At 69.6% G+C, this 10570-nt stretch carries 9 protein-coding genes; 8 read left to right on the plus strand and 1 reads right to left on the minus strand.

Annotation, left to right across the window (positions count from 1 at the left end; genetic code table 11):
- Positions 1-209: 209 nt before the first annotated feature.
- Positions 210-1634, plus strand: a complete 1425-nt coding sequence (locus tag ACF089_RS08200; RefSeq protein WP_392023530.1) for an NAD-dependent malic enzyme — start codon at positions 210-212, stop codon at positions 1632-1634.
- Positions 1635-2139: 505 nt separating this feature from the next.
- A complete protein-coding gene (locus tag ACF089_RS08205; RefSeq protein WP_003954777.1) occupies positions 2140-2421 on the plus strand; it encodes an HU family DNA-binding protein in 282 nt (93 codons plus the stop codon).
- 111 nt (positions 2422-2532) lie between these two features.
- Here the strand turns inward: ACF089_RS08205 and murA are convergent, their stop codons facing one another.
- Positions 2533-3876, minus strand: coding sequence for a UDP-N-acetylglucosamine 1-carboxyvinyltransferase (gene murA, locus ACF089_RS08210; RefSeq protein WP_392023532.1), 1344 nt, complete (start codon positions 3874-3876; stop codon positions 2533-2535).
- Between the two features lie 276 nt (positions 3877-4152).
- On the opposite strand from murA, the gene ACF089_RS08215 reads away from it, so the two are divergent.
- The 6 genes from ACF089_RS08215 to ACF089_RS08240 all read left to right on the plus strand — a co-directional run bounded on the left by ACF089_RS08215 (position 4153) and on the right by ACF089_RS08240 (position 10408).
- On the plus strand, positions 4153-4713 hold the full coding sequence (locus ACF089_RS08215; protein ID WP_392023534.1) for a YqgE/AlgH family protein: 561 nt from the start codon (positions 4153-4155) through the stop codon (positions 4711-4713).
- A gap of 346 nt (positions 4714-5059) precedes the next feature.
- Positions 5060-5344 carry a DUF3039 domain-containing protein gene (locus tag ACF089_RS08220; protein WP_347732098.1) on the plus strand — a complete coding sequence of 95 codons (285 nt, stop codon included), beginning with the start codon at positions 5060-5062 and terminating at the stop codon, positions 5342-5344.
- A gap of 262 nt (positions 5345-5606) precedes the next feature.
- On the plus strand, positions 5607-6911 hold the full coding sequence (locus ACF089_RS08225) for an extracellular solute-binding protein (protein WP_392023536.1): 1305 nt from the start codon (positions 5607-5609) through the stop codon (positions 6909-6911).
- Positions 6912-6916: 5 nt separating this feature from the next.
- Positions 6917-7888 (plus strand): carbohydrate ABC transporter permease, encoded by a 972-nt coding sequence (locus ACF089_RS08230; protein WP_392023538.1) that lies wholly within the window; start codon positions 6917-6919, stop codon positions 7886-7888.
- Positions 7885-8733 carry a carbohydrate ABC transporter permease gene (locus tag ACF089_RS08235; RefSeq protein ID WP_392023539.1) on the plus strand — a complete coding sequence of 283 codons (849 nt, stop codon included), beginning with the start codon at positions 7885-7887 and terminating at the stop codon, positions 8731-8733. Before ACF089_RS08230 ends, ACF089_RS08235 begins: the two co-directional genes overlap by 4 nt.
- Positions 8734-8755: 22 nt before the next feature.
- Complete coding sequence (locus tag ACF089_RS08240; RefSeq protein WP_392023542.1) at positions 8756-10408, plus strand: beta-N-acetylhexosaminidase; 1653 nt, start codon at positions 8756-8758, stop codon at positions 10406-10408.
- Positions 10409-10570 lie beyond the last annotated feature (162 nt).

Here is a 10570-nt window from a genome sequence, read left to right on the forward strand (position 1 = left end):
GACCTGTTGTCGTTCGGTCTCCCCCGGCCGTCCGGGGCTTCCGCCGAAACGGCTCCATCTCGTATGGTGGAATTTCGTTTCCAAAAACAAAACGACCACTATTACCGGCTACTGGCTGGTAGGTGCGACCATCGGGGGAGCGTCCGCCCGGGGCCCGCCCCGCCGCGGGCGCGTAGCAATGAAGCTAGGGAAAGCAGAGGAACCCGGTCATGGCAACGGCGCCAAGCGTCTCGTATTCGATGACGGTCCGGCTGGAGGTGCCCGCGAGCGGAACCGCGGTCTCCCAGCTCACCACGGCCGTGGAGTCCTCCGGCGGCTCCGTGACCGGTCTGGACGTGACCGCTTCCGGCCACGAGAAGCTGCGGATCGACGTGACCATCGCGGCCACCTCGACCGCCCACGCCGAGGAGATCGTCGAGGAGCTTCGCGGCATCGAGGGCGTCGTCCTCGGCAAGGTCTCCGACCGTACCTTCCTGATGCACCTCGGCGGCAAGATCGAGATGGCGTCCAAGCACCCCATCCGCAACCGTGACGACCTCTCGATGATCTACACCCCGGGTGTGGCGCGGGTCTGCATGGCCATCGCCGAGAACCCCGAGGACGCCCGCCGCCTCACCATCAAGCGCAACTCGGTCGCCGTGGTCACCGACGGCTCCGCCGTGCTGGGCCTCGGCAACATCGGCCCGATGGCCTCCCTGCCGGTCATGGAGGGCAAGGCGGCCCTCTTCAAGCGGTTCGCCGGCATCGACGCCTGGCCGATCTGCCTGGACACCCAGGACACCGACGAGATCGTCGCGATCGTCAAGGCCATCGCCCCCGGCTTCGCCGGGATCAATCTGGAGGACATCTCCGCCCCCCGCTGCTTCGAGATCGAGGCACGGCTGCGCGAGGCCCTGGACATCCCGGTCTTCCACGACGACCAGCACGGCACCGCCATCGTCGTCCTCGCCGCGCTCACCAACGCGCTGCGGGTCGTCAACAAGGCGGTCGGCGACGTGCGCGTCGTCATGTCCGGCGCCGGAGCCGCCGGCACCGCCATCCTCAAGCTGCTGCTCGCCGCCGGGGTGAAGCACGCGGTGGTCGCCGACATCCACGGCGTCGTGCACGCGGGCCGCGAGGACCTCGTCGACGCGGCCCCCCAGTCCCCGCTGCGCTGGATCGCGGACAACACCAACCCCGAGGGCGTCACCGGCACCCTCAAGGAGGCCGTGGCGGGCGCCGACGTCTTCATCGGCGTCTCCGCGCCGAATCTGCTGGGCGCCGAGGACGTCGCCGCCATGGCGGAGGGCGCGATCGTGTTCGCGCTCGCGAACCCCGACCCCGAGGTGGACCCGGCGATCGCCCGCCAGACCGCCGCCGTCGTCGCCACCGGCCGCTCCGACTTCCCCAACCAGATCAACAATGTACTGGTCTTCCCGGGTGTCTTCCGCGGTCTGCTGGACGCTCAGTCCCGCACCGTCAACACGGAGATGATGCTCGCCGCGGCGAGCGCGCTGGCCGACGTCGTCACCGAGGACGAGCTGAATCCGAACTACATCATCCCCTCGGTCTTCAACGACAAGGTCGCGGGCGCGGTCGCCGGAGCCGTGCGCACCGCGGCCAAGGCGGCCACCGCCCCGGATCCCGCGGGCTGAGCCCCCGGGACCGTCCCGGGGACGCCCCCGGGACGCCGTACAGGCCCCGTCCGGCCGCCCGTGGGGCTCCGCCCCCGGGCGGCCTCTGTACGCACCGTGAGCGCCGCCCCAGGACGATCAAGGGGGATCCCCCCGGTCGCCGAGTGCTCCGCGGCCACCTACAGTTCTCCCGACGGCCCCTCCAGGGCGGTGCGCCCATGGCCTGACCTCCGGCGCGTCGTGGGATGCCGGGCCCCGGCAGCCGATCTAGGGTGGCGGACCATGGCCCCGGCGGCTCCACGGAGTCCCCGCCTGGTGAACGGAGCGTCACCGCGATGTGGTAGTGGCGCTTTTCGTGTGACTCAGGAGGGTGCCGGATTGGCGTTCCCGCCGTTGGTGGGGGCAGGATGCGTAACCGGGCGAGAGGGTCTGATGCAGACCCTGGTCCGGGGACTGTCAGAGGGCCCTGGCAGCATCGGCTTCGATCTCACGCCTCACAGGCAAGTAGAAACACGGGAGTAAGAACATGAACCGCAGTGAGCTGGTGGCCGCGCTGGCCGACCGCGCCGAGGTGACTCGCAAGGACGCCGACGCCGTGCTGGCCGCCCTCGCCGAGACCGTCGGTGAGATTGTCGCCAAGGGCGACGAGAAGGTCACCATCCCCGGCTTCCTGACCTTCGAGCGCACCCACCGTGCCGCTCGCACCGCGCGTAACCCGCAGACCGGCGACCCGATCCAGATTCCGGCCGGTTACAGCGTGAAGGTTTCGGCGGGCTCGAAGCTGAAGGAAGCCGCCAAGGGCAAGTGAGCCCTCTGGGCCTGCCTGCTTGACCGCTGAACATCACAAGGGCGGCCACCGTGCCACGGTGGCCGCCCTTGCTGTGTCCCCAGGGGCCCCGAGAGGGCCCCTGGGGGAGGTTCACCGGCTCAGCGGGCCGCCCGGCAGCTCCACCTTCGCCCCGAGCTCCACGAGCTTCTCCATGAAGTTCTCGTAGCCCCGGTTGATCAGGTCGATGCCGTGCACCCGGGAGGTTCCCTGGGCCGCCAGCGCCGCGATCAGATACGAGAAGCCGCCCCGCAGGTCCGGGATGACCAGATCCGCGCCCTGGAGCTTCGTCGGACCCGACACCACCGCCGAGTGGAGGAAGTTCCGCTGGCCGAAGCGGCAGTCGGAGCCGCCCAGGCACTCGCGGTAGAGCTGGATGTGCGCACCCATCTGGTTGAGCGCCGAGGTGAATCCGAGCCGGGACTCGTAGACCGTCTCGTGGACGATGGACAGGCCCGCCGCCTGGGTGAGCGCCACCACCAGGGGCTGCTGCCAGTCGGTCTGGAAACCGGGGTGCACGTCCGTCTCCAGGGCGATCGCGTTCAGCGAGCCGCCCGGGTGCCAGAAGCGGATGCCCTCGTCGTCGATCTCGAACGCGCCGCCGACCCTGCGATAGGTGTTCAGGAACGTCATCATCGAGCGCTGCTGGGCGCCCCGCACATAGATGTCGCCCTCCGTCGCCAGCGCCGCCGAGGCCCAGGAAGCCGCCTCCAGACGGTCCGGCAGCGCCCGGTGGGTGTAGCCGCCGAGCCGGTCCACGCCGGTGATCCGGATCGTCCGGTCGGTATCCAGCGAGATGATGGCGCCCATCTTCTGGAGTACGGAGATCAGATCCTCGATCTCCGGCTCCACCGCCGCGTTCGACAGCTCGGTGACGCCCTCGGCCAGCACCGCCGTCAGCAGCACCTGCTCGGTGGAGCCGACCGAGGGGTACGGCAGCCGGATCTTGCAGCCGCGCAGCCGCTGCGGGGCCTCCAGATACTGGCCGTCGTCCCGCTTCTCGATCCGCGCGCCGAACTGGCGCAGCACGTCGAAGTGGAAGTCGATGGGCCGGCCGCCGATGTCGCAGCCCCCGAGCCCGGGGATGAAGGCGTGGCCGAGCCGGTGCAGCAGCGGGCCGCAGAACAGGATCGGAATGCGCGAGGAGCCCGCGTGCGCGTCGATGTCGGCGACGTTGGCGCTCTCGACATGCGTCGGGTCGAGCACCAGTTCGCCCGGCTCGTCGCCCGGACGGACCGTCACCCCGTGCAGCTGGAGCAGCCCGCGCACCACCCGAACGTCGCGGATGTCGGGCACATTGCGCAGTCTGCTCGGCTCGCTGCCGAGCAGAGCGGCGACCATCGCCTTCGGCACCAGGTTCTTGGCGCCGCGGACGCGGATCTCGCCCTCGAGCGGGGTCCCGCCGTGGACAAGCAGTACATCGTCTGTGCCGGTCATGAATCTCGCGTTCCGGAGGGTCCCCCCGTGAAACGAGGGGGGAGGTCGGGCAGAGGGTCAGTGAAAAGGGTAAGGGGCCGGGGTCGCGCTCCTGTAAGGGCCGGGAGCCTCCGCGACGTCATGAGTTCGCTACAGCACGCTCGGTTCACCCACCCTTGCGGACTGTCACCCTCCGGATAGTCGCGGGCCACTGTCCGGCCCCCCTTCCGAGCAGCGAAGGGACCCGCCCGCCCGGTCCGGCCCCGCGGCGGACGAAGATGCGGGATCATGTCTCGCATGACCGAGGTGTCCTCGCTCACAGGGCGGCTGCTCGTCGCCACACCCGCCCTCGCGGACCCGAACTTCGACCGCGCGGTCGTCCTGTTGCTCGACCACGACGACGAGGGCTCCCTCGGCGTGGTCCTCAACCGGCCCACCCCCGTGGGCGTCGGCGACATCCTGGAACCGTGGGCCCCGCTCGCCGGCGAGCCCGGAGTCGTCTTCCAGGGCGGCCCCGTCTCCCTCGACTCCGCCCTCGGCGTCGCCGTCATCCCCGGCGACGAGGGCCCGGTCGGCTGGCGGCGGGTGTACGGGGCCATCGGCCTCGTCGATCTGGAGGCCCCGCCCGAACTGCTCGGCGCCGCCCTCGGATCGCTGCGCATCTTCGCCGGATACGCCGGCTGGGGCCCCGGCCAGCTGGAGAACGAACTCGACGACGGAGCCTGGTACGTCGTCGAGTCCGAACCGGGCGACGTCTCCTCGCCCCGCCCCGAGACCCTCTGGCGGGCCGTGCTCCGCCGCCAGCGCAGCGAACTGGCCATGTTCGCCACCTACCCCGACGACCCGTCGATGAACTGACCCCGTGCCTGGCGCCCGCCGCGGCTCGCCGGCTCCCGGCTGATGCGGAGCTTCCCGGACGAGCGGGTGGACTTCGGTCCTCGGGGGGGGCGTCGGCGGTGACGCCGGTGTGGACGGCGGCCGCGTTCGCGGCCGGTCCGGCGGCGCTGCTGCGGCGCGGCGCGTGAGGGCGCGGGACCCGGGCGGAGCCGCGCGGGGCCCGCTCCGGCAGGGGGCCGGGGCCGGTCCGGCACAGGGTCCGGTACGGGGTCCGGCACAGGGTCGGATACGGGGTCGGGTACGGGGTCCGGGCGGGTGGGACCCGGGTGCGGCTCAGGAGCCCGCAGCCCGGGTACCCTTGGAGTTCATGAGCACTCTTGAGCCCGATCGCGGGACTGGGACTGGGACCCTCGTAGAGCCGACTCCTCAGGTGTCGCACGGCGACGGCGATCACGAGCGCTTCGCCCACTACGTCCAGAAGGACAAGATCATGGCGAGCGCCCTCGACGGCACTCCCGTGGTGGCTTTGTGCGGAAAGGTCTGGGTGCCGGGGCGCGACCCCAAGAAGTACCCGGTCTGTCCGATGTGCAAGGAGATCTACGAGTCCATGGGCCCGGGCGGCGACAAGGACAAGGGCGGCAAGGACAAGTAACCGCCTCGGCGGAGACCGACGGCGTACGGCCCCGGGGGCGCGCGAGCACGCGTGCCCCCGGGGCCGTTTGCGTGTCCGTTCGCTCACCGGTTGTTCCCCTTTCCCCTCCCCGGACCCACAGCCGTTGCACAGGATGCGTCTGCCGGTCACAGAGTGGTTGAGAACTCTTGTCCCCAGGTTTGTCCCGCTCTAGCCTCCTCGTGTTGTGCAGCACGAAACGTACGTTGCAGATGCTGCAACGCATAACCGTAGGGGACCGCTCATGAAGCTCAGCTCCCGCATCGCCGCCCCCACCGCGGCCCTGGTGCTCGCGGGTCTCACCGCAACCGCCTGCGCCCCTCAGACCTCCGACAACAGCTCGTCGAAGGACGAGAAGTCCGGGACCCTGCGCGTCTGGCTCTTCCAGGAGGTCAACAACGACCCCAAGAAGAAGGTCGTGGACGAGGCCGTGGCCGCCTTCACGAAGCAGCACAAGGACGCCAAGGTCGAGGTCGAGTACATCCCCGTCGAGACCCGCGCCCAGCGCATCAAGGCCGCCTTCAACGACCCGAAGAGCGCCCCCGATGTGATCGAGTACGGCAACACCGACACCGCCGGCTACGTCAAGGACGGCGGACTCGCCGACATCAGCGCGGAGTTCAAGGCCTGGGACGAGGCCAAGGCCAGCGACCCCACCGCCACCCAGTCGGTCACCGTCAACGACAAGATCTACGGGGCCCCCCTCTTCGTGGGCGTCCGCGCGCTGTACTACCGCACCGACGTCTTCAAGGACCTGGGCATCGAGCCGCCCAAGACCCAGGACGAGCTGATCTCCACCGCCAAGAAGATCCGCAAGGAGAAGCCGGACCTCTACGGCATGGCGGTCGGCGGCGCGTACACCTACGGCGCGATGCCCTTCATCTGGGCCAACGGCGGCGAACTCGCCGAGGGCAGCGGCTCCTCCTACAAGTCGGCCATCGACAGCGACGCCTCCCAGAAGGGCATCGAGGCGTACACCTCCCTCTTCGGCGACGACAACTGTCCCGCCGCCAAGTGCGCCTCCCTGACCGGCAACGCGGTCGTCACCGCCTTCGCCTCCGGCAAGGCCGCCATGGCCATCGGCGGCGACTTCAGCCACCAGGCCGTCGAGGCCGGCACCGTCAAGGGCAAGTACGCGGTCGTGCCGCTGCCCGGCGCGAAGGAGGGCGAGATCGCCCCGGCCTTCGCGGGCGGCAACAACATCGGCGTCCTCAAGAGCACCTCGCACCGCACCCTCGCCGTCGATCTGATGAAGCAGCTCGCCGGCAAGGAGTCGCAGCGCAAGTTCTTCGACGCCATGGGCTTCCTGCCCACCTACACCGACGTGCGCGAGGACGTGGCGAAGAAGGAGCCGTTCGTCGAGCCCTTCGTCAAGACGCTCGACGCGGGCGCCAAGTTCGTCCCCGCCTCCCCGGCATGGGGCCAGATCGACGCCTCGCTCGTCCTGCCGACCATGTTCCAGGAGGTCATCAGCGGCAAGAAGGACGTCAAGACGGCCGCCGGTGACGCGGCCGAGAAGATGAACACCGCGTTCAACGACGCGGGCTGACCGGGATGACGCACCAAGCGACAGCCGCCGGACCGGCCGCGGTCTCCCCGAAGACCGCGGCGGCCCCGGCCGCGAAGCCCCCCAGGAAGCGCTCCGGCCGCAAGGGCGGGCGCTGGACCCCCTGGCTCTATCTGCTGCCCGCGCTCGTCGTCCTCGCCGCGCTGCTGGTCTACCCGATCTACCAGCTCGGCCTGATCTCCTTCCTCGAATACACCCAGGCCCAGGTCAGCGGTGGCGAGCCCACCACCTTCAAGGGGCTCGGCAACTACCAGGAGCTGTTCGCCGACAGCCAGTTCTGGCAGGTCCTGCTGGCCACGGTCCTCTTCGCGGCGGCCTGTGTGGTCACCACCCTCGCCGTCGGCTGCGCGCTCGCCGTGCTGCTGACCCGCATCAGGGCCGTGCCCCGGCTCGCCCTGATGATGGCCGCGCTCGGCGCCTGGGCCACCCCGGCCATCACCGGCTCCACCGTCTGGGTCTTCCTCTTCGACCCCGACTACGGACCGGTCAACCGGGTGCTCGGGCTGGGCGACTTCTCCTGGACGTACGAGCGCTACAGCGCCTTCGCGCTCGTCCTCTTCGAGGTCGTCTGGTGCTCGTTCCCGTTCGTCATGGTGACCGTGTACGCGGGCATCAAGGCCATCCCCACCGAAGTGCTGGAGGCGGCCTCGCTCGACGGCGCCTCCCAGTGGCGCATCTGGCGCACGATCACCGCCCCGATGCTCCGGCCCATTCTCGTCGTCGTCACCATTCAGTCGATCATCTGGGACTTCAAGGTCTTCACCCAGATCTATGTGATGACCAACGGCGGCGGCATCGCGGGCCAGAATCTCGTCCTCAACGTGTACGCGTACCAGAAAGCCTTCGCGTCCTCGCAGTACAGCCTGGGCTCGGCGATCGGCGTCGTCATGCTGCTGATTCTGCTGGCCGTCACCCTTGTCTATCTGCGCCTTCTGCGACGCCAGGGAGAAGAACTGTGAGCCGTACGAGCAAGCTCCGCATCCGCCGTCCCTGGCGGCTGGCCGCCGAGCTGTCCGCGCTCGTCGTCGCGGTGGTCGTCGCCTTCCCGCTGTACTGGATGGTGCTCTCCGCCTTCAAACCGGCGGGCGAGATCCAGTCCACCGACGCCAAACCCTGGACGCTCAACCCCTCGCTGGACTCGTTCCGCAAGGTCTTCGAGCAGCAGGAATTCGGCCGCTATTTCCTCAACAGCCTCTTCGTCGCCAGCGTGGTCGTGGTGGCGTCCGCGCTGATCGCCTTCCTCGCGGCCACCGCGGTCACCCGATTCCGGTTCAAGTTCCGCACCACCTTGCTCATCATGTTCCTGGTGGCGCAGATGGTGCCGATCGAAGCCCTCACCATCCCGCTCTTCTTCCTCATGCGGGACGCCGGTCAGCTCAATACCCTCTGGTCGCTGATCCTGCCCCACATAGCCTTCTCCCTCCCGTTCGCGATCTGGATGCTGCGCGGGTTCGTGAAGGCGGTGCCCGAAGCGCTGGAGGAAGCGGCCTACATCGACGGCGCGAGCCGCACCCGCTTCCTCTGGCAGATCCTCTTCCCGCTGGTCTTCCCCGGCCTCGTGGCCACCAGCGTCTTCTCCTTCATCTCCACCTGGAACGACTTCCTCTTCGCCAAGTCCTTCATCATCAGCGACACCTCCCAGTCGACCCTGCCGATGGCGCTGCTGGTGTTCTTCAAACCGGATGAGAACGACTGGGGCGGCATCATGGCGGGATCCACCGTCATGACCGTGCCCGTGCTCATCTTCTTCGTGTTCGTACAGCGACGGCTGGTCTCCGGACTGGGCGGCGCCGTAAAGGACTGAGCAACCCTCAAGGACGGATGTCATGACCGCTGAAGCGAATCCCCCCGATCTGATTCCGGCCCCGCGCTCCACCGAGCGCGGCGCCGGAACGGACTTCACCGCCGACGCCCGCACCACCCTCTACGCGGGGCCCGGCACGGGCACCACCGAGCGCTGGCTGCGCTCGGTGGTCGGGCCCGCCCTCGGCCTCCCGCTGCCGCCCGGCGAGACCGAGAACGCCGAGAACTCGCTCACCCTCCTCGTCGACGAGACCCTGGAGCCCGAGGCGTACCGGCTGGAGGTCGTGGGGGGCCGGGGCGTCGAGATCCGCGGCGGCAGCGGCGCGGGCGTCTTCTGGGGCGCCCAGACCCTGCGCCAGCTGCTGGGCCCCGAGGCCTTCCGCCGGGCCCCGGCCGGGCCCGGCGCGGCCCGGGCGCTGGCCGCCCGGGTCATCGAGGACCGGCCCCGCTTCGGCTGGCGCGGAATGATGCTCGACGTCGCACGTCACTTCACCCACAAGACCGACGTCCTGCGCTGTCTCGATCTGCTCGCCGCCCACAAACTCAACGTCTTCCACTTCCATCTCACCGACGACCAGGGCTGGCGCGTCGAGATCAAACGCCACCCCAAACTCACCGAGGTCGGCGCCTGGCGGCACCGCACCAAATGGGGCCACCGCTTCTCGGAACTCTGGGACGAGAAGCCCTACGGCGGCTACTACACCCAGGACGACATCCGGGAAATCGTCGCCTACGCCGCCGAACGGCATATCACCGTCGTGCCCGAGATCGATGTGCCCGGACACTCGCAGGCCGCGATCTCCGCGTATCCGGAACTCGGCAACACCGACGTCGTCGACACCTCCGCGCTCACCCCCTGGGACACCTGGGGCATCAATCCCAACGTACTCGCCCCCACCGAAAGCACCCTGCGCTTCTACGAAGGCGTCCTGGAGGAGATCCTCGACCTCTTCCCCGCCGAGACCTCGCCCTTCGTCCACATCGGCGGGGACGAGTGCCCCAAGGACCAGTGGAAGCGGTCCGCGACCGCCCAGGCCCGGATCGCCGAACTCGGCGTCGGCGACGAGGACGGCCTCCAGTCCTGGTTCATCCGCCACTTCGACACCTGGCTCACCGCCCGGGGCCGCCGGCTCATCGGCTGGGACGAGATCCTCGAGGGCGGCCTCGCGCCCGGCGCGGCGGTCTCCTCCTGGCGCGGCTACGCGGGCGGCGTCGAGGCGGCCGAATCCGGCCACGATGTCGTCATGTGCCCCGAACAGCAGGTCTACCTCGACTTCCGCCAGGCCGACGGGCCCGACGAGCCGATGCCCATCGGATATGTGCGCACCCTGGAGGACGTCTACCGGTTCGACCCCGTGCCCCCCGGCCTCAGCCCCGAGGCCGAGGCCCACATCCTCGGAGCCCAGGCCAACGTCTGGACCGAGGTCATCCAGGAGCGCTCCCGCTTCGACTACCAGGTCTTCCCCCGCCTCGCCGCCTTCGCCGAGACCGTCTGGTCCGCGCTGCCCGCCCCCGGGGAGCGCGACTACGCCGAGTTCGAGGGGCGAATGGCCACGCACTACCGCCGCCTTGACGCCCTCGGCGTCGACTACCGGCCGCCCGGCGGCCCGTTGCCCTGGCAGAAGCGCCCCGGGGTGACCGGCTTCCCGCGCGAGGGAGCGCCCCCGAACGTGTGAGTCGACGCCCAAGCCCGATGTCCGCCGCCCCGGACTCTGGGACCGTAAGACCGCCATGAGGAACAAGCCGTACAACCCCGCCGAAGACCGGCAATCCGTAAGCGGAGCCGAAGGCCCCGCGAAAACGGACGCCGTGGCGACAAGGACGCATCCAGCGCGGAT

It is taken from the genome of Streptomyces sp. NPDC014894 (assembly GCF_043080985.1).
GTDB lineage: Bacteria > Actinomycetota > Actinomycetes > Streptomycetales > Streptomycetaceae > Streptomyces.

Bases quoted from the DNA above. Each gene is read 5' to 3' on its own strand.
- ACF089_RS08200 (WP_392023530.1), top strand. From the start codon at position 210: ATGGCAACGGCGCCAAGCGTCTCGTATTCGATGACGGTCCGGCTGGAG.
- ACF089_RS08205 (WP_003954777.1), top strand. From the start codon at position 2,140: ATGAACCGCAGTGAGCTGGTGGCCGCGCTGGCCGACCGCGCCGAGGTG.
- murA (WP_392023532.1), bottom strand. From the start codon at position 3,876: ATGACCGGCACAGACGATGTACTGCTTGTCCACGGCGGGACCCCGCTC.
- ACF089_RS08215 (WP_392023534.1), top strand. From the start codon at position 4,153: ATGACCGAGGTGTCCTCGCTCACAGGGCGGCTGCTCGTCGCCACACCC.
- ACF089_RS08220 (WP_347732098.1), top strand. From the start codon at position 5,060: ATGAGCACTCTTGAGCCCGATCGCGGGACTGGGACTGGGACCCTCGTA.
- ACF089_RS08225 (WP_392023536.1), top strand. From the start codon at position 5,607: ATGAAGCTCAGCTCCCGCATCGCCGCCCCCACCGCGGCCCTGGTGCTC.
- ACF089_RS08230 (WP_392023538.1), top strand. From the start codon at position 6,917: ATGACGCACCAAGCGACAGCCGCCGGACCGGCCGCGGTCTCCCCGAAG.
- ACF089_RS08240 (WP_392023542.1), top strand. From the start codon at position 8,756: ATGACCGCTGAAGCGAATCCCCCCGATCTGATTCCGGCCCCGCGCTCC.